This window comes from Bradyrhizobium sp. Ec3.3 (genome assembly GCF_000472925.1).
GTDB lineage: Bacteria > Pseudomonadota > Alphaproteobacteria > Rhizobiales > Xanthobacteraceae > Bradyrhizobium.
In genome coordinates this window covers 384,455-406,285 of record NZ_AXAS01000003.1, presented here as the reverse complement: position 1 = coordinate 406,285, position 21,831 = coordinate 384,455, and the positions used below count along the sequence as shown (strand labels likewise).

At 63.7% G+C, this 21,831-nt stretch carries 21 protein-coding genes; 7 read left to right on the top strand and 14 right to left on the bottom strand.

The genetic code is table 11. The features are described 5' to 3' along the window. The coding region (locus tag YUU_RS0106410; protein ID WP_027521659.1) for a transposase at positions 1-182 on the top strand (182 nt) is incomplete at its 5' end. Between the two features lie 132 nt (positions 183-314). Here YUU_RS0106410 and YUU_RS0106405 read toward each other — a convergent pair. From YUU_RS0106405 to YUU_RS0106390, 4 genes are all read right to left on the bottom strand, one after another. Further along, complete coding sequence (locus YUU_RS0106405) at positions 315-1,058, bottom strand: polysaccharide deacetylase family protein (RefSeq protein WP_027521658.1); 744 nt, start codon at positions 1,056-1,058, stop codon at positions 315-317. Positions 1,059-1,169: 111 nt separating this feature from the next. Beyond that, positions 1,170-2,165, bottom strand: coding sequence for a homoserine O-succinyltransferase (locus YUU_RS0106400; RefSeq protein ID WP_027521657.1), 996 nt, complete (start codon positions 2,163-2,165; stop codon positions 1,170-1,172). Between the two features lie 12 nt (positions 2,166-2,177). After that, positions 2,178-3,479: an O-acetylhomoserine aminocarboxypropyltransferase/cysteine synthase family protein gene (locus tag YUU_RS0106395; protein WP_027521656.1), complete on the bottom strand. Its 1,302-nt coding sequence runs from the start codon at positions 3,477-3,479 to the stop codon at positions 2,178-2,180. A 178-nt stretch (positions 3,480-3,657) separates the two neighbouring features. Beyond that, the gene (locus tag YUU_RS0106390) at positions 3,658-4,593 is read right to left on the bottom strand and encodes an alpha/beta hydrolase (protein WP_027521655.1); all 936 of its coding nucleotides are present in this window, start codon (positions 4,591-4,593) and stop codon (positions 3,658-3,660) included. Between the two features lie 153 nt (positions 4,594-4,746). On the opposite strand from YUU_RS0106390, the gene YUU_RS0106385 reads away from it, so the two are divergent. Beyond that, positions 4,747-5,634: a branched-chain amino acid aminotransferase gene (locus YUU_RS0106385; RefSeq protein WP_027521654.1), complete on the top strand. Its 888-nt coding sequence runs from the start codon at positions 4,747-4,749 to the stop codon at positions 5,632-5,634. 6 nt (positions 5,635-5,640) lie between these two features. Here YUU_RS0106385 and YUU_RS0106380 read toward each other — a convergent pair whose 3' ends face one another. From YUU_RS0106380 to YUU_RS0106365, 4 genes are all read right to left on the bottom strand, one after another. Beyond that, entirely contained in the window at positions 5,641-6,258 is a 618-nt protein-coding gene (locus tag YUU_RS0106380) for a trans-aconitate 2-methyltransferase (RefSeq protein ID WP_027521653.1), read from the bottom strand. A 237-nt stretch (positions 6,259-6,495) separates the two neighbouring features. Then, positions 6,496-7,371 carry a hypothetical protein gene (locus YUU_RS0106375; protein WP_027521652.1) on the bottom strand — a complete coding sequence of 292 codons (876 nt, stop codon included), beginning with the start codon at positions 7,369-7,371 and terminating at the stop codon, positions 6,496-6,498. 36 nt (positions 7,372-7,407) lie between these two features. Beyond that, positions 7,408-8,388 carry an amino acid--[acyl-carrier-protein] ligase gene (locus YUU_RS0106370; protein WP_027521651.1) on the bottom strand — a complete coding sequence of 327 codons (981 nt, stop codon included), beginning with the start codon at positions 8,386-8,388 and terminating at the stop codon, positions 7,408-7,410. Positions 8,389-8,456: 68 nt separating this feature from the next. Continuing rightward, on the bottom strand, positions 8,457-9,677 hold the full coding sequence (locus tag YUU_RS0106365; protein ID WP_027521650.1) for an acyl-CoA dehydrogenase family protein: 1,221 nt from the start codon (positions 9,675-9,677) through the stop codon (positions 8,457-8,459). A gap of 338 nt (positions 9,678-10,015) precedes the next feature. Here YUU_RS0106365 and YUU_RS0106360 point away from each other — a divergent pair, with 338 nt between their 5' ends. The 3 genes from YUU_RS0106360 (at position 10,016) to mtnA (ending at position 12,495) form a co-directional block, all read left to right on the top strand. Then, positions 10,016-10,288 carry a phosphopantetheine-binding protein gene (locus YUU_RS0106360; protein WP_027521649.1) on the top strand — a complete coding sequence of 91 codons (273 nt, stop codon included), beginning with the start codon at positions 10,016-10,018 and terminating at the stop codon, positions 10,286-10,288. Between the two features lie 203 nt (positions 10,289-10,491). Next, positions 10,492-11,367 (top strand): S-methyl-5'-thioadenosine phosphorylase, encoded by an 876-nt coding sequence (locus tag YUU_RS0106355; RefSeq protein ID WP_027521648.1) that lies wholly within the window; start codon positions 10,492-10,494, stop codon positions 11,365-11,367. A gap of 18 nt (positions 11,368-11,385) precedes the next feature. Continuing rightward, positions 11,386-12,495, top strand: coding sequence for an S-methyl-5-thioribose-1-phosphate isomerase (mtnA, locus tag YUU_RS0106350; RefSeq protein WP_027521647.1), 1,110 nt, complete (start codon positions 11,386-11,388; stop codon positions 12,493-12,495). 134 nt (positions 12,496-12,629) lie between these two features. Here the strand turns inward: mtnA and YUU_RS0106345 are convergent, their stop codons facing one another. Continuing rightward, a complete protein-coding gene (locus tag YUU_RS0106345) occupies positions 12,630-13,247 on the bottom strand; it encodes an HAD-IA family hydrolase (RefSeq protein WP_027521646.1) in 618 nt (205 codons plus the stop codon). Between the two features lie 136 nt (positions 13,248-13,383). On the opposite strand from YUU_RS0106345, the gene YUU_RS0106340 reads away from it, so the two are divergent. Together YUU_RS0106340 and YUU_RS0106335 are read left to right on the top strand one after the other, a co-directional pair. Continuing rightward, a complete protein-coding gene (locus YUU_RS0106340; RefSeq protein ID WP_027521645.1) occupies positions 13,384-14,145 on the top strand; it encodes a trypsin-like serine protease in 762 nt (253 codons plus the stop codon). 119 nt (positions 14,146-14,264) lie between these two features. Then, the gene (locus YUU_RS0106335; protein ID WP_027521644.1) at positions 14,265-15,767 is read left to right on the top strand and encodes an NAD(P)/FAD-dependent oxidoreductase; all 1,503 of its coding nucleotides are present in this window, start codon (positions 14,265-14,267) and stop codon (positions 15,765-15,767) included. A gap of 165 nt (positions 15,768-15,932) precedes the next feature. Here the strand turns inward: YUU_RS0106335 and YUU_RS0106330 are convergent, their stop codons facing one another. The 5 genes from YUU_RS0106330 to YUU_RS0106310 all read right to left on the bottom strand — a co-directional run bounded on the left by YUU_RS0106330 (position 15,933) and on the right by YUU_RS0106310 (position 21,699). Continuing rightward, entirely contained in the window at positions 15,933-16,754 is an 822-nt protein-coding gene (locus YUU_RS0106330; RefSeq protein ID WP_027521643.1) for an MlaD family protein, read from the bottom strand. A gap of 85 nt (positions 16,755-16,839) precedes the next feature. Then, positions 16,840-19,053, bottom strand: a complete 2,214-nt coding sequence (locus YUU_RS0106325) for an acetate--CoA ligase family protein (RefSeq protein WP_027521642.1) — start codon at positions 19,051-19,053, stop codon at positions 16,840-16,842. Positions 19,054-19,175: 122 nt separating this feature from the next. Continuing rightward, positions 19,176-20,168 (bottom strand): glycosyltransferase family 2 protein, encoded by a 993-nt coding sequence (locus YUU_RS0106320; RefSeq protein WP_027521641.1) that lies wholly within the window; start codon positions 20,166-20,168, stop codon positions 19,176-19,178. A 174-nt stretch (positions 20,169-20,342) separates the two neighbouring features. Beyond that, complete coding sequence (locus tag YUU_RS0106315; RefSeq protein WP_027521640.1) at positions 20,343-21,059, bottom strand: DUF1614 domain-containing protein; 717 nt, start codon at positions 21,057-21,059, stop codon at positions 20,343-20,345. A 70-nt stretch (positions 21,060-21,129) separates the two neighbouring features. Beyond that, positions 21,130-21,699, bottom strand: a complete 570-nt coding sequence (locus YUU_RS0106310) for a class GN sortase (protein WP_027521639.1) — start codon at positions 21,697-21,699, stop codon at positions 21,130-21,132. Positions 21,700-21,831: the final 132 nt, after the last annotated feature.

Below are 21,831 nucleotides of genomic sequence, written 5' to 3'. Positions count from 1 at the left end.
TCAAACGCTACAACCTTCTCATCGCACGACGGCGAGCGCAGGTGGAGACGACCTTCGCCACCCTCAAACGCCGCATGCGATTGACTTGCATCCGATACGTCGGCCTCATCAAGGCAAACGGGCAGGTTCTGCTCGCCTCCATCGCGTTCAACATGAGGCGGTGGGCCGCAATCGCTGCGTGAACCGCCCGCCGAGGAGCATGAGCCGCTCCATCGTCGGCCCGCTACTCCGACAACTAGCTTCTTCCCTGACCTGTCTTGGCCTCAAAAGCCAGTAACGCAACAGGCCCACTAGGGGAGAAGGAGGAAAGAGCGCTAAGCCCCGATTCGCCGCAGGGCTTCGGCGACCGTCACGATCGGAACATCGCGCTTTTGCGCCGCCTTCAATGCGTGGTGCAACAACGACGGCGAGCAGCCATAGGGGCTCGGCTGGTTGATGACATCGTGGCCATAGAAGATCAGCCAGCCGCCACTCGCAGCGGTCTCGTCGAAATAGCGATCGATGCCGCCGGCATCGATATCCTTGTCGATCAAGGGCGTGGAACGCAGGAGCTGCAGGTCGATGACGTCGCGATTGACGCCGGGAAGGATGCCGCGTGCCGAGCGGAACTTCCTGGCGAGCTGCGGCTTGCGCCAGATCGAGGCGAGACCATACGGATAGGCGAAATTCTCGAGCCTGATCGTCGGGTCGAGCGCGTGAAAGTAGTTGCGGTTCTGCTCGATCTCGCGCGCGAGCCCGGCCTGATCGAGATCTGCCGCGCGGCGATGCGAGAACGTGTGGCAAGCGATCTCATGGCCACGATGATGGAGCCTCAGGATAGCGTCGTTGGACAACCCGAGCCAGTGACCCGACCACTGCCCGATCTGGCTGCCGGCCAGATAGAACGTGGCGCGGCCGCCATGCTCTTCCATCATGGGGGCGCCAAGGTTCGCGGCGCTGTCGGGAGCGTCATCGAAGGTGAAGCTGACCATTGGCGCATGAGCCGACAGCCGATGCGGCGAGACCGCGAAATGCCGGGCCAGCCGATTGCTTACACGTCCGTTGATCGCCGACCACACGGGGGTTGTTTCCCTGTATTTCCAAATAGGGCGGCAGCAATGAACCATCCGCCCTCGGCCTGACGCAAGCTTAACGATTCGTTATGCCTAACGGAGAACCCGCTCGGCTCCTCAGCGCAGAGACAACGGCGCGGCCGCATCCTCGGCGAGAAAATCGAGCCAGTTCCTGAAAAGCACGGCCGCGGCACTTCCTGCGGCGATATCGCTGCGCAAGTTCAGTGCAGGCAGCTCGCTCGCCATTGCGGGATGACGCTGATGCCTGGCGCGCTTTTCGAAGCGGATGAGCTTCTCCTCGGTCGCCGCGTCAAAATAGCTCATGGGCAGCGCTGGATAGGCCTCGCGCTCGCGCGCGAGGAAGCGACCGATATCGCGCAGATATTCACGCTGCAGCGACAGTGCGTCATATTCGGGATGGCCCTGGAAGAACACGAAACGGCTGGCATATTGTTGGACGAAAACGTCAACGCCGGCCTTCGCCGAGCGCGTCAGCACCTGATAGCCATACTCGGTGAGGTCGGCCTCTGCGACCTCGTTCAGCCTTGAATGCGAGACTTTGAGAGTTGCCGGCGCGGCGCGCGTCAGCGGGTCGCTGCCGATCGTCTCGCAGTCGAAAATGCCATGGCATTTGGCGGCAAGCGGCCGCCGCGTGATCCGGTCGAGATGCAGCACCGCTGCATGCGCGGCAAGGCACGACCAGATCGTCGAGCGCGTATTGGTCCTCGCCCAATCGATGATGTCGGTGAGATCGTGCCAGTAGGGCTCCTGGTCGAGATCGGGCGCGACCGGCTCGGCGCCCGTCACGATCAAGCCGTCGAACCTTTGCCGCTTCAGATCGGAGAGATCGGAATATTCGCTCTCGACATGCCAGCGCGCCTCCGGTGAGCGCTTGACCGAGGGCAGCGAGAAACACTGGAAGCGGATGCGGCGTCCGCGGCCGGCGGCTTGCAACAGCTTCATGAACTGTCGCTCGGTCGCCTTCAGTGCCGGATCCGGCATGTTGTTGATCAGCCCGATCGTGATCTCGCGACCATCGCCCCGTGCGTCGTCCAGCGCCGGCACCAGGGCCGGGCTCAAGATACCTTGATCCTTGTCGATCAAGATGGTCATCGGCGCTGCCGTCTACTCCGCAGCCTGAAGCCGTTCCGACGGGCGGGCCTTTGCCAGCGCCTGGTCGATGTCTTCGATGATGTCGGCGATATGCTCGATGCCGATCGAGAGGCGGATCGTCTCCGGCAGCACGCCGGCGGCACGCTGCTGCTCGGCCGACATCTGGCGGTGCGTGGTCGAGGCCGGATGACAGGCAAGCGATTTTGCGTCGCCGATGTTGACGAGCCGCGTGATCAGCTTCAGCGCGTCGTAGAATGCCTTGCCGGCTTCCATGCCGCCCTTGATGCCGAAGGTAAACAGGGACGAGCCGTTGCCCGCGAGATATTTCTGCACCAGCGGATAATACGGGCTGTCCGGGAAGCCTGCATAATTGACCCAGGCCACGCGCGGATCCGCGCGCAAGAATTCGGCGACCATGCGTGCGTTCTCGACATGGCGCTCCATGCGCAGTGCCACGGTCTCGATACCCTGCAGCAACAGGAAGGCGTTGAAAGGCGATAGCACCGAGCCCATGGTGCGCTGATAGATACTGCGCACGCGCTCGATGAAGGCGGTCTTGCCGAAGCGCTCGGCATAGACGAGGCCGTGATAGGACGCGTCGGGCGTGTTGAAGGCCGGGAAGCGCGCGGCGTGCTGCGCCCAGGGAAAACGCCCGGAGTCGACGATGGCCCCACCGAGCGTGGTGCCGTGGCCGCCCAGAAACTTCGTCAGCGAATGCACGGAAATGTCGGCGCCGTAGTCGAACGGCTTGAGCAGGATCGGCGTCGCCACCGTGTTGTCGACGATCAGCGGCACGCCATGGGCATGGGCGATCTTCGCCAGCGCCTCGATGTCGCAGACATTGCCGGCCGGGTTGCCGATGGTCTCGGCGAACACCGCGCGGGTGTTCTCGTCGATCAGGCGCGCGAGTGCATCGGGCTTGTCGCTCTCGGCGAAGCGGCCCGTGATGCCCTGGCGCGGCAGGATGTGGGAGAGCAGGGTGTGCGTCGTGCCGTAGAGCTGCGGCACGGAAACGATGTTGCCGCCGTGATCGGCGACGTTGACGAAGGCGAAATGCAGCGCCGCCTGTCCGGTTGCGACCGCAAGAGCGCCGACGCCACCTTCGAGCTCGCTGATGCGCTTCTCGAGTACCGCGGTGGTCGGATTGGCGATGCGGCTGTAGCGATAGCCTTCCGCTTCGAGATTGAAGAGAGCTGCGCCATGATCGGCGCTATCGAACGCATAGGCCGCGGTCTGGTAGATCGGCACGGCGACCGCATGCGTGGTCGCTTCTGGTTCGTAGCCGGCGTGAATAGCGATCGTTTCGTTGCGCATCGTCCACCTCCGCGTCCGGCGGGTCGCACTTATTGGCACGTCAATGGATGTGCGTTATCCGCCGTCCTCGTGTTAGAGGCGGGTGGTAAAGCGGGCAATAATTCGTCTAGAGATCGACGAAGTAACCCTAACGATCGTTGTCGAATTAGCTAAAATTTGAACCAAATTGCGGGAGGGCTCACGCGCCCACGGCCCGCCGCACCTGTTCGCCGATCTGCGACAGCACGAGCTGCGCCTGCGGCAGGATCGCACCCATGGCATGGAAATTGTGAACCATGCCGTCGTGGCAGACATGCTCGACGACAACGCCGGCCGCCAGCAGCTTGCGTGCATAGGCGTTGCCTTCGTCGCGCATCGGGTCGAACTCGGCCGTGTGGATGATCGCCGGTGGCAAGCCCGTCAACCGCGACGCGCGGAGCGGCGAGATGCGGGGATCGGCGGCGTCGATGCCGTCGGGTAGATAATCGGCGAGATCGGCGTCGATCGTGACACGATCGATCAGGTAATTTTCGGCAAAGGCCTCGCGCGAGGGCGAGGTCTCCTCGAAATCAAGCACCGGGCAGATAAGGCATTGCGCGACGATGGAAAGGCCGGCGTTCTGCGTTGCCTCCTGGCACACGACGGCGGCAAGCGTTGCGCCGGCGGAATCGCCGCCGATCACCAGCCGCTCGGCGTCGATGCCGAGGAGAGAAGCGTTCCGCGCCACCCATTCGGTCGCAGCGATCGCATCGTCGATCGCGGCGGGGAATTTGTGCTCGGGCGCGAGCCGGTAGTCGACCGACACCAGGCGGCAATCGGTCACGTGCGCGATGCCGGCGGCGATGCGGTCATGGGTCTGGATGCTGCCGGCGACGAGCCCACCGCCGTGGAAGAACACGAAGCCCGGCGCCCGCGGTGCGGCGTTTTCCGGCGCATAGAGACGGTAAGCCAGCTCGCCGCCGGGGCCGGGCAGCGTGCCGTCCGATGTTGCAACGCCGGGAGCCTCCGCGCGCGCAAACTGCATCAGCTTCGCCAGCGATTGCCGTCGCGCCTCGACGCTGGGGCGGGCGCGCGCCGCGGGACCTGCCGCGGCCATCATGGTCAACAAGCGCTTTGCAAGTGGATCGAGCGGCATGGGGCACCAGTGAACGACAAATGATGGCCGGATATTACTGCAAATCTGAACGCGCGCGCACGCAGGTTAATGGTAGTTTCACGCAGGAAATCCTTTAGGAATTGGGCTAATAGTGACGCATATTGCGGCATCACAATCAGGGGAGGCCCGCTAATGGCCGAGAGCACAAAACCCATCGAATACTCGCCGAGCTGGACCTTTTTCGAAGGCAAGTGGCACGAAGGCAACGTGCCGATCATGGGACCGCGCACGCATGGCGCCTGGCTGGGCTCGGTCGTGTTCGACGGTGCCCGTGCGTTCGAAGGCGTTGCGCCCGATCTCGATCGCCACGTCGCCCGTGCCAATCAATCCGCGATCAATTTTGGCCTCAAGCCGGTGGTCGACACCGACAGCTGGATGACGCTCGCGCGCGACGGCATTGCGCGCTTTGCGCCGAACGCCGAGCTCTACATCCGTCCGATGTACTGGGCGCAGAACGGCGCGGGCGGCGGCGTGCTGTTCGATCCCGAAACCACCAACTGGTGCCTGTGTATCTACGAGGCGCCGATGCCAAAGCCGGTCGGCAACGCGATCACGCTGTCGCCGTTCCGCCGGCCGACGGCGGAATGCGCGCCGGTCGAGGCGAAGGCGGCCTGCCTCTATCCGAACAATTCGCGCGCGCTCGCCGAAGCCGCCTCCCGCGGCTTCCAGAACGCCCTGATGCTCGACATGCTCGGCAATGTCGCGGAGTTCGGCAATTCCAACGTGTTCATGGCAAAAGACGGCGTGGTCTACACGCCGGCGCCGAACGGCACGTTCCTGAACGGCATCACGCGCCAGCGCGTGATCGGCCTGCTGCGTGCCGACGGCGTCACAGTGGTCGAGAAGACCTTGCGCTATGCCGATTTCCTCGCCGCCGACGAGATCTTCTCGAGCGGCAACTTCGCCAAGGTCGCCCCCGTCATCCGTATCGACGAGCGCGAGTTGAAGCCGGGTCCGTTCTACACCAAGGCGCGCAAGCTCTATTGGGATTTTGCGCATGCCGTGAAGCTCGCGGCGTAGGACTGCTTACCTGAGCCTGCGAAAACGGCTGAACTGAAACGCCTGCGTCGAATCCCAGGGCGTGCGGTGGATGTCGTGACGTGTCTCCAGCAGCTCGAAATCCGGGCCGAGCTCTGTGGCGAGACTGTTGCCGTCATAGCGTTGCACCGGAAGGCCGCTGCATTTCTCGGGTCCGTCGAGCGCGAAGGTGCCGATGATGAGGTGACCGCCCTCGCGGACCGCCGACCGCAGGCGATCGATATACGCCTCCCGATCGGAAGGCTCGGTCAGGAAATGAAACGCGGCGCGGTCGTGCCAGATCTCGTATGTGCGTGACGGCCGCCATGTCGTGACGTCGGCAACGATCCAGTCGACGTGCGCCGCGGCAGGGCCGATGCGCGCCTTTGCAGTGTCCAGCGCATGGGCGGAAAGATCGAGCACCGCAATGGAACGATAGCCCTCCCGCAATAGCGCATCGACGAGGCGCGACGCGCCGCCGCCGATGTCGATGATGGCGGCGTCTCGTCCTGGATTGGCTGCGTGGATCATCTGAAGCGAGATGGCTGGGCTCTCCTGGAACCAGCTCACCTCGTTTTCGCCCTTGGTCGCGTAGACCTTTTCCCAATGTGTGCTGCGTTCGGACATGGGTTGGCTCCCCGTAATCGCTAGAGCTTACCACGTCGGCCGTGTCATTGGCCGTGAAAGGCGCGAGCTCGCCACACACCCAGCCGTCATCGCCCGGCTTGACCGGTTGAAACCGCCCAGTATTCCAGAGACAGTGATGGGATACGGACAGGCCGCGGCGTACTGGATGCCCCGGTCAAGCCGGGGCATGACGGTGGAGAGGGGGCAGACTTGCGATCTCTTGCCGCCCGCTGACCTCTACGGCCCGTACAGCACGAGCTCCGTGTCTGTGAGATCGGCCAGCTGCGGCCGGTGTGGGCCCTTGAAATATTTGCGGCCGCGCCGCTCGGCGTAGACGCCGGTGAGGCCGGGGATGGGACCGTTGGAATCGACGATGACAGAGATCTTGCCGAGCCGCAGCAGCAGGCGGCCGATGCGGCCGGTGCAGGTGACGAATTCGGCGACGCTGCGGCAATAGATCAGTTGCATCGCCGGCGGCGCGATCCAGCCGCGGCGGATGCGCACCGGTTGCAGGATGAAGGGGAACACGCCCTTCGGCGTGCGGACCACAAGGCTCAGGCAATTGTAGCGCGCATGCCGCGTCAAAAGCTCGGTCTCGGCCTCGCCGAGGCCCTCGATTCGCTTGGCGTGCGGCGCGATCACCTCGATCTTGGTCCAGCGCGGCACGCGCGACAGCACCGGCACCGAGAAGAACAGGCCGCGGCAATAGGCTTTGAATCCCTGGGTCTCGATGATCGGCCAGGTCCACACCGCCGGGCTGATGTTGAGATAGGTCACGTCCTTGTGACGCTGCGCGATCTTGGTCAGCAGCGGCGCGTAGTTGCGGAACGCCGGCTCGACATACCAGCTCGACAGGTTGCAATGGATGGCGATGGCCTCGCCGTCCTTGCGCGCCGTGTAGATCAGAAGCAGCACGCCGACCGGCAGGCCTTCATTGTCGAGCATGTAGCCGAAGCGCGGATAGCCCTCGGGCACGGGCCGGAAGGCCTGCCTGCGCAGGCCCTGGATCCAGTAGTCGCGCGAGCGGCCGACAAAGCCGCGCGTCAAGAGGTCCGCGATGGCATCGACATCGGACTCCGTGATCTCGCGGCATCGGACCTTGGTGTGGATCACGCTCGTAATGCCCGTGGAAATGATCGGCCTCGTCGCTTAGCGCCAGCCTTCGACATGGGCGTCAGTCGCCACATGCGGCGACAGGCCCAGGATATCCCGCACCTTGGCGGGCCAGGCGGAAAGATCGGTGCCGTGGGTGTGGAACATCGCAACGGCGAGGCGGTCCATGCCGAAGGCGACGCAGCCCGTGTGGGCGGGCTCGCCATTGGCGTCCTGGATGCCCCAGGTCGTGCCGAAGTGCTCGCGATGATAGTTGAAGCTCATGCAGGCCGTCGGCTGCTCTTCCGAGCGCAGCGGGATGAGCAGCTCGAACTTGAGCTGCTGCTGCTTCTGGCTCACCGCCTTCATCTGGCCGACGCGGCCGAAGAAGGGATCGCTGGCATAGTCGACGCGGAAGGTGAGACCGAGATCACGTGCGATTGCCTGCGCGCGCACCATCCAGCGCTCGCGGAAATCGGCAACGTCATCGGGGCTGCCGATGCAGACATATTCGCGCATCCGGAACGATTGCAACCGGTCGAGATGACGCGACGGCTCGCGGCGGAAGCAGTCGGCGGCGACGTCGAAGCGCAGGCCGCCCTTCGGCAGCTGCCCGCGGCTCGCGGCGATCGGATAGACGGGATAGCAGGCCGCCGGTGACAGCACGAGATCGGCGGGCGAGAGCGATGTGGTCCAGTCGCCGCCGGCGTCGAAACGGCTCACGGCGGCGTTGATCTCGCGCTCGGTTCCATGCAGGCCGCAGACGCAGCCGAGCAGGTTCGGGAAGCTTTTGAGATAACCGGATTTCTCCAGCTGCGCCCGGCTCATGACCGGCGGAAAGCGCATCACCTCGGTGCCGGCCTCACGGTGCCGCGTGATCAGCGCGGCGAGCCGCTCCACGACATCCTCATAGAGCGCGGTGCGGGCGTAGACGCCGTCCGAACCCATGCGGTGGAACAGCACGTCGGTGAGATGGTCGAGCGGATCGATGGCTTGCGGCGCAGTGTCGGGCGAGGTCGGGAGAACGGCAACGTTCATGGCCAAAACTTCCTGTTATCTGCAATTCTTCTTGTTGGTCGCGTAGGCTCGTCGGTCTCGAAGGCTTGTCAGTCGCGAAGGCTTGCCGGCACGCCGCTCATCAAGGTCGAGGTCGCGGCGTTGGCAAGGATGCGGTCATTGCTGATCATGATCGGTGCGGACAGCACGTCACGTAAGTGGCGGCCCATGGTGAAGTCGCCGTCGTTGCGGTAGCCGGCAAGGCCGGTCGTGCGCATCGCGTGCATCACGGTCTCGACCGCAAGCTCGGAGGCCTGCACCTTGAGGAGCGTGATCGAAGACTGGAAATCGAGCGAGCCGAGCGCGCGCTCGTCATGCTCGTGATGGGCGAAGGCGTCGATATTGGAGGCGATCAGCGCGCGGAGCTTTGCCAGCGACATCTTCGCGGCGGTGAAATGGGCCGCTGCCGGCGGCATCTGCCCGCCGGAGGCACGTGCCGCCTTGCGGACGAATGCCTGCGCGCGCGTCACGGCGGCAGCCGCAACGCCGGCCCAGGCCGACGACCAGCACAGATGCGCGAACGGCGTCATCGTCTGTGCGTGGATCTTGTCATAGGATTCCGGGAAGACGCGGTCGGCGGGGCAGTCGACCCTCAGCTCGAAGCCGGTCGAGCAGGTGCCGCGCATGCCGAGCGTTTCCCAGCCCAGCGTCCGCTTCAGCGAATAATCGTCCCTGGCGAGCGCCAGCAGCACCTGGTCGGAGGCGACAGCATCACCCGCGCGGCGCGCGATGGTGACGAGGCCGTCGGCCTCCGCGCCGTAGGAGATCACGGTGGCATCGCGCGTCAACGCGATCATGTCACCTTCATGATCGACCGCGGCCGCGCTCGCGCGGATATTGCCGCCGTTCTGGCCTTCGGTGGTGGAGGAGGCGAGCAGCCACTGGTCGCGGCCGACCCGGCGCATCATGGTTTCCATCCAGGGAATGCCGTGGCCGTGTCTGATAACGCAGGCGACCTTCGTCGTATGCATCGCATAGATCATTGCGGTCGAAGCGCAGGCGCGCCCGAGCGTGTAGCAGATGTCGGTGACGTCGTAGATCGAGGCACCGAAGCCGCCGAATTCGACGGGGATCATCACGCCGAGCAGTTTTTGTTCGCGCGCGGCGTCGAATGCCTTGTTGGGAAAGCGGCCGTCGCGATCGACGCTCTCGGCTTCGCCGGCGGCCACCGTCGCCATGCGCGCGGCGCGCTCCACCAGAGAAGGGTTGTGATCGAGAAAGCTTGCCTGAGCGTCGTCGACAGGTTGAAGGGCCGCTTCACGCACGTTCATGCTGGTTCGCCTCCGGTTCGTCGTTCGAGATCGGTCACGCCGTGACGATCATCCGACCATGTTTGCTTGGCCTGGAGGCTTACGGATTTAATTCAAATTCGTCGACGAAATTGAAGGTAAACAAGGCCTAATTCGGAACGAGCAGTTAAGACCTGGTTTTTTGCGCCACCGGACTTTCCGAGATCGCGTTAACAATGCAAGGAAGCCACGAGTTTTAGTCAATCTGAGTCATCGTTTACTAAGAAACGCGAGTTAAGAGTCGCGCCCATTGCGGGATCGGCCCGTCATGCCCATCGTAGACGGCGCTCCGGACCTTATCAGAGGATGGGATATTGCAGATGCAGGCGTTCGATACCGATGTGCGGGATCGCATCATCAAGCTGGTGAAGGGCATCCTCGAACAGAATTCGCTCGCCGCGGATGTGAAGCCGGGTGCGCGCCTCGTCGACATCGGCCTCACCTCGATGGACATGGTCAACCTGATGCTCGGCGTCGAAGCCGAGTTCGACTTCACCATCCCGCAATCCGAAATCACGCCGGAGAATTTCCAGTCGGTCGATACGCTGCATCGGATGGTGGCGAGCCAGTTGCAGCCGGCGACGGCGGCGTAGCCGAAGACCCCGTCATTCCGGGGCGATGCGCAGCATCGAACTATGGTGCGCAATTGCGCACCTGAGAATCTCGAGATTCCGGGTTCGTCGGTAAGGCGATGCCCCGGAATGACGCCCTCAACGGGCGGCCTCCCCGTTCCAAATCGGTCCGAAAACTGGCATAGCTTAACCACGTTGCACATCGCGGACGGGGTGAAGCAGGCATGACGCAGGCGGTATTGGGCATCATCGGCGGCTCCGGCATCTACGACCTGCCGGGACTCGAGAGTGCGCACGAAGAGGTGATCGAAAGCCCCTGGGGCGAGCCGTCGGCGCCAGTCAGGCGCGGCACCATCGCCGGTCTGCCGATCGTGTTCCTGCCGCGGCATGACAAGGGCCACCGCCTGTCGCCCTCCGACATCAACTATCGCGCCAATATCGACGTCCTGAAGCGTGCCGGTGTTACCGACCTGGTTTCGCTGTCGGCCTGCGGTTCCTTCAAGGAGGAACTGCCGCCCGGCACCTTCGTGCTCATCGATCAGTTCGTCGACCGCACTCACAAGCGCGAGAGTTCGTTCTTCGGCAAGGGGTGCGTCGCGCATGTGTCGATGGCGCATCCGGTCTCGCCGCGGCTGCGTATCCATCTCGCGGCCGCGGCGGAAGCCGAGGGCATCGCAATTGCGCGCGGCGGCACCTATGTCTGCATGGAGGGGCCGCAATTCTCGACGCTTGCGGAAAGCATGACCTACAAGACGCTGGGTTATTCCGTGATCGGCATGACCAACATGCCCGAGGCCAAGCTCGCCCGCGAGGCGGAGATCTGCTACGCCACCGTTGCCATGGTGACGGACTTCGATTGCTGGCATCCCGATCACGACGCCGTCACCGTTCAGGATATCATCCGTGTTCTGACGTCGAACGCGGACAAGGCCAAGGCCCTGGTGGCGCGGCTGGCAAAGGATTTTCCGCGCGAGCATGAGCCGTGCCCGATCGGCTCGGACCGCGCGCTTGACACGGCGCTGATCACCGCGCCCGAGGCGCGTGATCCGGAACTTCTAAGGAAGCTCGATGCCGTGGCGGGACGCGTGCTCCGCGCATAGGACGAAAGGCAGAACGCCATGAAGGTCGACGGCAAGCATTATCGCAGCATCTGGCGCGAGCGCGACGGCTGGTCGGTCGGTGCCATCGACCAGCGCCGGCTGCCGCACGAATTCGTCATCGCCCGTCTCACCACGAGCGAGGAAGCGGCCGACGCTATCCGCACCATGCTGGTGCGTGGTGCTCCGCTGATCGGCGCCACGGCTGCATTCGGCATGGCGCTCGCCATGCGCGAGGATAGTTCGGATGCAGGGTTGATGCGCGCCTACGAGACGCTGGTGGTGGCGCGCCCCACAGCCATCAATCTCAAATGGGCGCTCGACGAGATGCGCGCCACGCTCGCGCCGATCGATCCCCTGGAGCGCGCCGAAGCGGCTTACGCGCGCGCCGACGAAATTCTGGAGCAAGATGTCGAGATCAACCGGGGCATTGCCCGCAATGGTCTCGAACTGATCGAGGCCATTGCCGCGAGAAAGAAACCAGGCGACACCATCAACGTGCTGACCCATTGCAATGCCGGCTGGCTTGCTACCGTCGACTGGGGCACCGCGACGGCGCCGATCTATCTGGCGCATGATCGCGGCATCAAGATCCATGTCTGGGTCGACGAGACCCGTCCGCGCAACCAGGGCGCCTCGATCACCGCCTGGGAGCTCGGGCACCACGGCGTGCCGCACACGGTGATCCCCGATAACACCGGCGGTCACTTGATGCAGCACGGCATGGTCGACCTTGCCATCGTCGGCACCGATCGCGTCGCGGCCAATGGCGACGTCTGCAACAAGATCGGCACTTACCTGAAGGCACTCGCCGCGCACGACAACAATGTGCCGTTCTACGTCGCGCTGCCGTCGCCGACGATCGATTTCGCGGTCAAGGACGGCATCCGCGACATCCCGATCGAGCAGCGCAGCGCCATCGAGGTCACCGACATGACCGGCCGCACCGCCGACGGGCGGCTCGAGACGGTGCGGATCGTGCCCGAGGGTTCGCCGGTCGCCAACTATGGCTTCGACGTGACGCCGGCGCGGCTGGTGACGGGCTTGATCACGGAGCGTGGCGTGCTGAAACCAGATCGCGCCTCGCTCGCCGCCGCCTTCCCGGAGCGGATTGCGACTGCGGCGGAGTAAAGCGCTTGACGAAGGAGGCCGCCGCAATCTCGTCATTGCGAGCGCAGCGAAGCAATCCAGAATCCCTCCGCGAAGACAGTCTGGATTGCTTCGTCGCTCCGCTCCTCGCAATGACGAGTTGAACTAGCCGAGCTTCAATCTGCCTCGAGTTCCGCGATCGCCTGCGCGCCGCTTACGACCCTGATCGTCGTCATCCCCATCTCGCGCGCCGGCTTCAAATTGACGCCGAGATCGTCAAGATAGACGCAAGCGTTCGGATCGACCTGCAGCGCCTCGACCATCATGCTGTAGATCCGTGGATCCGGCTTGCGCAGGCCGATCTTGGCGGACTCGATGACGTGATCGAACAGCGCCATCACCTCGGCGACATAGAGTGTGCGGCCGGTCATGCTGCCGATGGCGTTGGCGGGAAGATTATTGGTGATGCAGCCGGTCTTGAAACGCGCCTTGATCCGCTTCAACGCCTCGACCATCTCAGGCCGCAGATTGCCTTGCAACAGCGGCAACACGTCGCGACCGCGCACCTCCGCTCCCAGCGCAAGCGATTCCGCTGCGAACAGCCGGTCAAATGTCTCGATGTCGACCTCGGCGCGCTCGAACTTCGCCCAGGCGTTTTCAAGATGATTGGCGGCATTGGTGCGGCGGATGATGTCGGCGGGCAGGCCGCGCTCCTGCTCGAAGCGCGTGAAGGCCTCGAAGGGTGAGCTCGTCAACACGCCGCCAAAGTCAAAGATCACAGCCCCGATCGCCACCGTCCTGCCCTCGTCGATATCAGGTGAAAACCGCTAGCACGCTGCCGCCGCAACGGCCAGCACGAAGGATCTCTTTCAAGGCTCTCTTCTAAGCGTCTCTTGGCTAACGGCGTCCCAGCGGCTACCACACTAGCCCATGAACAAGACGTCCATCCTGCTCGCAGCGGCGGCGCTGCTCTTCACCGCACCCGCCCAGGCCATCGTCGGCGGCGGCACGCCGCAATCCGAAGGCGTCGCGCGTTCCATCGTCACGATCGTCGGATCGCGCGGCAATTTCTGCACCGGCAGCCTGATCGCAGCGAGGCTGGTGCTCACCGCAGCACACTGCGTGCAGCCCGGTGCGGAGTACAAGATCCTCGACTATGCCGCCGACCGCAAACCGCAATTGCAGAACGTGCGTGCGGTCGCGATCCATCCGAGCTTCAACATGCAGGCCATGCAGTCGCATCGCGCGACCGCCGATGTGGCGCTGTTGCAACTCGAAATTCCACTCAAAGGAAAATCAACATCGCAGATCGGTGCGCCGCAAATTCCGATTGTGGTCGGTGGCCGCTTCACCATCGCAGGCGTCGGCGTCACGGTGCCTGGCGACGGCAAGAGCGGCGGCATGACGCGCGTTGCGGGCCTCGTCGTGGCGGGCCAGCCCGGTACGCTGCAAATGAGGCTCGTGGACCCCGTAACCAACGGCGTTCGCGCCGGAATCGGCGCCTGCACCGGCGATTCCGGCGGTCCCGCGTTCGAGGACAAGCCGAACGGTCCCGTCGTCGTCGGCGTCATCAGCTGGTCGACGGGGCCGAATGGCAGCGCGGGCTGCGGCGGCTTGACCGGCGTCACGCCGCTCACGCTCTACCGCGACTGGATTCTGCAGACAGCGCGGAGCTGGGGTGCGGCGCTGTGATTTGATTGCGATTTGATCTATGCCATTTTGAAGCGGAAGCGCGGCGGGCGACCATGAACCCCTCGCGGAGGAAACGCGTCGCCTGATCAAGGGCGGCCTCAAAAGGCAAAGAATCAACAATGAATGTCGCCGTCCGTACTCAGCCCACCACGCAGCAAGTCACTGAACATTTCGATGTCCTGATCGTCGGCGCCGGCATTTCCGGCATCGGCAGCGCCTATCACCTGACAAAGCAGCTTCCTGGCACGAGCTTCGTCATCCTGGAAACCAAGGACAGCTTCGGCGGCACCTGGATCACGCACCGCTATCCCGGCATCCGGTCCGACAGCGATCTCCACACCTTCGGCTATCGCTTCAAGCCCTGGGTCGGACCGCCGATTGCGACTGCCGAGGAGATCCTCGCCTATATGAACGACGTGATCGAAGAGAACGATCTCGGCAAGCACATCCGCTACAAGCACAAGATCAATTCGGCACGCTGGTCGAGCGAAACCAATCGCTGGACCATCGAAGCGATAACGACCGATACCGGCGAGGCCAAGACCTTCACCGCGAATTTCCTCTGGATGTGTCAGGGCTATTATCGCCATTCCGAAGGTTATACGCCGGAATGGAAGGGCATGGACCGGTTCAAGGGCAGCATCGTCCATCCACAGAACTGGCCGGATGATCTCGATCTCACCGAGAAGAAGGTCGTGGTGATTGGTTCGGGTGCAACCGCTGCGACGCTGCTGCCGAATATCGCCGACAAATGCGCGCACGCCACCATGCTGCAGCGCTCTCCGACCTATTTCCGTATCGGCCGCAACGCCATCGAGATCGCAGAGGAATTGCGCAGGCTTCAGGTGGATGAGGAATGGATCCACGAGATCGTCCGGCGGAAAATCCTGTTCGAGCAGGACGCGTTCACGAAGCTCTGTGTCGCCAAGCCCGATCAGGTGAAGAAGGAGCTGATCGGGCAGATCTCCGCGATCCTCGGTCCGGACTACGATGTCGAGACGCATTTTACGCCGACATATCGGCCGTGGCGGCAGCGCATCGCCTTCGTGCCCGATGCCGATCTGTTCAAGGGCATCGCCAGCGGCAAGGCCTCGGTCGTCACCGACGAGATCGAATGCTTCGTCGAGGACGGCATCCAGCTCAAATCCGGCAAGCTGCTCGAGGCGGACGTCATCGTCACCGCGACCGGCTTCAATCTCGCCGCGCTCGGCGACATCGCCTTCGAAATCGACGGCAAGCCGCTCGCCTTCGGCGGCACGGTCACCTATCGCGGCATGATGTTCACGGGCGTGCCGAACATGGTCTGGGTCTTCGGCTATTTCCGCGCCAGCTGGACGCTGCGCGTCGATCTCGTCGCCGACTTCGTCTGCCGGCTGCTCGGCCATATGAAGGACAAGGGCGCCAAGAAGATCGAGGTCAAGCTGCGCCCCGAAGACCACAACATGCCGATCCTGCCCTGGATCGATCCGGAAAACTTCAACCCCGGCTACATGATGCGCAACATGGACCTGCTGCCGAAGCGCGGCGACAAGCCGGAATGGCAGCACAGCCAGGATTACTGGACCGAGAAGGACGAGATCCCGAGGACGGATCTGGACGACAAGGCGTTTGTCTACGGGTGAGGTAGGTGCGTCTAGCCCCACACTCTGCCGTCGTCCCGGCGAAGGCCTGGACCCAACCCCAGGGAAGAGTCGTGGCGTGTGCCAATAACCGCGAGTCTTCGCCAAACCATGCCCTGGGGTTGATCTGCGCTTGCTCTGCTCGCTTGTCCGGGGCGACGCGTAGCGTCACTGCTTCTGCTGCTGCGGCTTGCGCGGCGGGCGAGGGGCTACCGGCGTGCCGGCCATCTTGTTGGCGGCTTCGCTGATGTCGAGGAGGGTGCGGCGCCCGTCCTCGATGAAGCTCGCCGACTTCTTCTTCATGGTGTCGGCTAGCTCGCGCAGTCCCTTCACTTTCTCGAACAGCTCGTCGGCCTTGCCGTCGGCGAAGCCGGGTACGACGTTTTCGATCTTCGTGACCGCATTGTCGAAACTCGCGAAGCCCTTGTCGATCTTGCCCATCACGGCGTCGATCTCTTCGCCCTTGCCCTTGAGGTCGGCGGTATAGTCTTCGAATGTGCGCAGGCCGTCCTTGATCGCGCCCGAGTTGCTCACGATCATGCGGTCGACATTGTGCAGGGTCTCGACGATCGACTCGGCGTCGCTGAGATCGGCCGTCAGCACAGGAATGCCGTCTTCATCCAGCGGCACGGGCGGTGCCGAGGGCGCGCCGCCGATCAGCGAGATCGCGGCGATGCCGGTCAGGCCCTGGAACTCGATGCCCGCCACGGTGTCCTTGCGGATCGGCGCTGCGTTATCGAGCATGACGAGCGCGACGATCTTGCGCGGATTGTCGAGCTTGATCGAGAGGATCTGGCCGGCCGGCACGCCGTCGAAATTCACCGGGCCGCCCCGGCGTAGGCCGCTGGCCGAGCCGCCCTCGAACACCACGCGCAGCTGGCTGCGGCTCTGGGCCGCGCGATATTTCTGCACGCCAAGCAGCCCGCCGAACGCCACGGCGATCGCCAGCAGCGTCACGGTTCCGATCATCAAATTACGTCTGCGCGCCATTATCCGTTCCGACCCGCGCCCCGCCGCCGAGGAAAGCGGAGCCGCGCGCCGATTTTATGGGCAAAGCGCGGCCAGTGGAAGCCGATCAATGCCCGGCCGCGCGCCGGGCGGCCGCGTTGTTCAGGACGATCAATGCGTCTACGGCGACACCGGTCCTGGCATTGATCAGGAAGGGGTTAACGTCGATCGAGGCGATCCGGTCGCCGGCGTCCGCGATCAGGTTGGAGAGGCCGACCAGGGCCTTCACGACGGAGGCCTCGTCCAGCTTCGGCTTGCCGCGATAGCCGCGCATCTTGACGCCAGCCTTGGTGCGGCCGATCAACTGCCGTGCCTCCGCCGCATTGAGCGGCGCGCCGGCCAACGCGACGTCCTTCATCAGCTCGATGTCGACGCCGCCGGTGCCGAACAGCACCACCGGTCCCATCTCGGCGTCGAGCGAGGCGCCGACCACGAGCTCGAGATCGGCCTTGACCTGCTGAGCGATCAGGATGCCGTCGAGCCTGGGCTTTCCCTTCAGCTTCTTGACCCGCGCGGTGATGTCGTTGAACGCCTGCTTCACCTCGTTCGCGCTGTTGAGATTGAGCACGACGCCGCCGATGTCGGACTTGTGCAGGATCTCGGCGCTCACGACCTTGGCGACCACGGGGAAACCGATCTGCTTGGCGATCTTCACGGCCTCGGCCGGCGTCTGCGCGATCCCTTCCTTGGAAATCGGGATGCCGTAGGCCTTCAACAGCTTCTTCGATGCGACCTCATCGAGCGCGGCGCCGTTCGCCGCCTTCAGCGTCTTCTCCAGCAAGGTGCGCGCCGCGCGCTTCGAGCTTGCGACGACATCGGGCACTTCCTTGGCGAGCTTTGCGTAGTCGAGCAGCGACTTGATCGCGCTCACCGCGCGGTCGAGGCCCTGCATCACTGCGATATGCGGCAGCGATTTGCGCAAGGCTTTTGTAAAATCGGTGAAGCCGATCGACATCGCGCTGATGTAGATTACCGGCTTTGCATCCCAGCTCGCCATCTCGTTGACGATGCGCAGGTTACGCTCGCGCTGCTCATGCGGCGCCTTCGGCAGCTCGGCGTCGATGATGACGATGTCGATGTCGGGATCATCGATCATCAGCTTGATCGATCTCATGTAGACGGAGGGATCGACCACTGCGGCAAAGCCGGCGTCGAGCGGATTGCCGACGATCGAGCCGGGACCCAGCATCTTTGCGAGCTCGCCGCTGACATGCGGGCTCAGCGGCGCAAAGTCGAGCCCGGCCGCGTAGAAGGCATCGATCAGGAGCCCGCGCTTGCCGCCCGAGAGCGTCACCGCCGCAAGGCGATTGCCTTTCGGCACAGTGCTGTGCACGAAGCATTCCGTGGTCTCGATCAGCTCGTCGAGGCCGCGCACCCGGATCACGCCCTCCCGCGTTGCGACGGCGTCGAAGGTTTCGATGGAGCCCGCAAGCGCGCCGGTATGCGCCATTGCCGCCGCCCGGCCGCCTTCGGAGGCGCCGAGCTTGAGCGCGATCACCGGTTTGCTGGCGGCACGCGCCGCCTTGCAGGCATCGCGAAACGCCTTGGTGTTGCGCACGCCCTCGAGATAGACGACGATCACGCGGATGCTCGGATCCTCGGCGAAATAGCGCATGAGGTCCGGTGTCTCGAGTCCGGCCTCGTTGCCCGTTGTCACCATGTAGCCGACGCCGACGCCGCGATCCTCCAGCGCCTGGCGGATCGCCATCACGATGGCCCCGGATTGTCCGGCGATCGCCACCGCGCCCTGGTCCATGGTGACGACGCGATCGTCGATATTGGTGAAGAGGTTTTCGCCGGCGCTCAAGTTGCCGAGGCAGTTCGGCCCGGTGACGGCGAGCCCGGTCTCGCGTATCGCCTGCTGCAATTCGCTAGCGAGTTTCTGGCTCTCCTCATCCTGCAACTCGCTGAAGCCCGAGGTAACGATGGTGGCCGAGCGTGCGCCGGCTGCGGCCGCGTCGCGGATCACCTGCACGGCGAAGCGCGCCGGCACCAGAACCAGCACGTGATCGGGCCGCTCGGGAAGGCTTGCAAAATCCTTGTAGCAGGTCACGCCCCAGATCGTTTCGCGCTTCGCGTTGATCGGAAACAGCGAGCCTGCGAATCTGTACTTGATCAGGTTGTTCCAGATGCGCTCGGCGTAGTTGCCGGGCTTGTCGGTGGCGCCGACCAGCACGATGTTGCGCGGATGCAGCATCGCGTGGATACCCTTCACGACGTCGCTGGCATCGGGAGCTGGAGACCATGGCAGGGCGGTTGCAGCGGTTACCTTTGCTTCCATGGTTCCTCACCTTGTTCTTCTTGGCGTGCGTTCTTGTTGGCACGTCCGCTTTTGTAGGGTGAGTTCGAACGAGTGGCAACCGCGCGGCGCGAATGCCGTCGCGCGGAATAGGCCTGCCTCAATCAGTATTTCAGGAGACCGAGCTTGTAGCCGTAGTGATAGGCGATCTGGAGCGCGAGATAGGGGGCGATGACACGGCGGATCTCGGCCTGCGTCGGATCGAAGCCCAGCACGCGCCGCCGCAGAATTCCCATCTCCTTGACGCCCACCGCATAAGTGGCGGCGGTCTTCTGCGCATCGTGGATGCGGAAGCACGATAAGAAGCGCGGCAGACGAACGAATTTGAAGCCCGCCGCCTGCGCGCGAAGGATGAAGTCCCAGTCCAGCGCAAAATGGAAACTTTCGTCGATCGGCCCGACCTTGTCCCACACCCGCTTGCGCCAGAACATGGTCTCCTGCGGAATGTAGTCGGCATATCTGAGCGTCTTGCCGTGATAGGGCGGCAGCACGGCCCGGCCGACCTCCAGCCCGTCGCGATCGACGAACACGCGATGCCCATAGACGATGTCGACGTCCGGATGCGACATGAAATAGTTGGCGACATAGGCGAGCGTGCCGGGCAGCAGCATGTCGTCGCTGTTGAGGTAGGCCATGATCTCGCAGTCGACGCCGGAAAAGGCGATATTGATGGCGTTGGACTGGCCCTTGTCGGGCTCGCTGCACCAGCTCAGGCCGTTGCCGCGCCTGCTCAGCAGCTCAGCCGTTCCGTCGATCGAGGCGCCATCCTGCACGTGATAGTGCAGGTTCGGATAGTTCTGGTTGAGGATGCTGTCGATGGTGGCGTCGAGATAGTGCACGTGATTGTAGCTCGGCGTCACCATCGCGATGCGCGGTGCGTTCGCGGGCGCCGATGGCGCGGGCTGAAAGCCGTTCGCGTTGAGCAGGCGCGGCGGATATTGCTCGAACGTCCACATCGGCGGTCGTCGCCAGAGACTGCGCAACGACTCCCGTCGTTGTCCCGCGGCGATGAGATGCTGGTTTCTCTCCAGAAGTGCGATACGGCCTTCGATCTGATCGAGCTGTTGCAAGACCTTCTGCTTGAATTCGTCGTCCATCAATAAAGTTCCGCAACAGGAATGCAGTATCAAAAATCGCCCCGGCGAAGCCGCTCGCCACAAGTCGTTCTCTATAGGTCTACTGCCGGAGACGCCAGTTCAGTTCCTCGCTCAAAACGGAGTGCCGGAAGCCATGGTTAGAAGCCATCGTTAATTGTGCGCAACATGAGGCTCTCACCAGACCTCCCTGGGTCTTGAGGGCGAGGCGATGCCGGCCAGCAGCACGGCCAGGATGCCGGTCAGGAAGATGCCGTCGAACGTGCCGGCACCGCCGATCGAAGCGACGGGGGCGCCGAGACTGCCGATCTTGTCGAGGTTGAGCAGATCGGCGCCGATCAGGGTGCCCATCGAGCCGCCGATATAGGCGAGCGGCGCGGCATATTCGCGCGACAGCAGGAAGGCCAGGATCGCCGTGGCTACGACCGGCGCGAAGACAGGAACCGCGATGCCGACACCCTGCACCGGCGTCGCCATCATGTGGATGACGAAGGCGATCGCGATCACCGCGATCGCAGCCTTCAGCCAGAGCTGGTAGCGGAGCACGAGATAGCTCGACATCAATGTCGGGATCACGGCGCCGCCGACATTCACCGCAAGCACCGTGCCCGGCCATTGCGTCACCAGCGGCACCACATAGCGCATGCCGAAGAAATCGACGATCTCGCCCGAGCGCACCGCCTTTCCCGGCAGCACCGTGATCGGGATGTTGAAATAGCTGCCGACCAGCGAGCCGAACAACAGCAGCAGCGCAACTCCCGGGCCGACGCCAAGCTTCATATAGGCATAGCGCAGGATGCGGAGCTGGATCAGGATGATTAGCCCCGCGAACAGCAGTACCAGGATAGAAAACAGGCCCGGTGTGATCGGCAGGTACTGAACTTGTGAATGCATGGTCACACGGCTGGATCTGGAAGTAGTATGCCTGCTGCCAGCATCTCACGGGACGGCGGCGATGACAAACCTAGCTGCCGGTTCCAATCAGCGTCGCGTGCAGGATGTAGCGGTCCGGGCCTGAGGTGAGCGCGTCGAACGGCCAGCAGGTCGACAGCACGAGCTCGTAGCCTTGTGTATTGGGATCGATACCCGAAGCGTCGAAGCGCACCACGGCCGAGGCGTCGGCCCGGTAGTGGAAGCGCTTGCCGTCGCTGCGCGTGAGCTCGATCTCGTCACCAACGACAACATCTTGCAGGAAACGGAAATGCGTGTCGCGATGCGCCGCGTAGACGGCGACGCCGCGCTCGCCGGCATCTGCGGTCTGTTCGACATGTCCGGGACCGAAGGCAAGCGCCTGGCCGCTGCTGCCGGCGAGCACGATGGCGCTGGCGCCGATCCGCTTCACCTCGATCCGTGCCACCGGCCACGTATCCGCCCATGACCACGGCTTGGTCGGTTGACCGCTTGCGATGCTCTTGGTGAACGCGCGCTCCAGCAGCACCTGCGCCAGCCATGCCTTGGCGTGGATATAGGCGCCGTCGCCGAACAGGATGACGCCGACGAGGGCCAGGGTGACGGGGGAGATGATGCGGCGCATGATGTTTCACTCTCTCGTCATTGCGAGCGGAGCGAAGCAATCCAGACTGCATCCGCGGCGGCAGTCTGGATTGCTTCGTCGCTCCGCTCCTCGCAATGACGGTGCTGAGAAAAAAGGCGCGCGCGGCTGTTT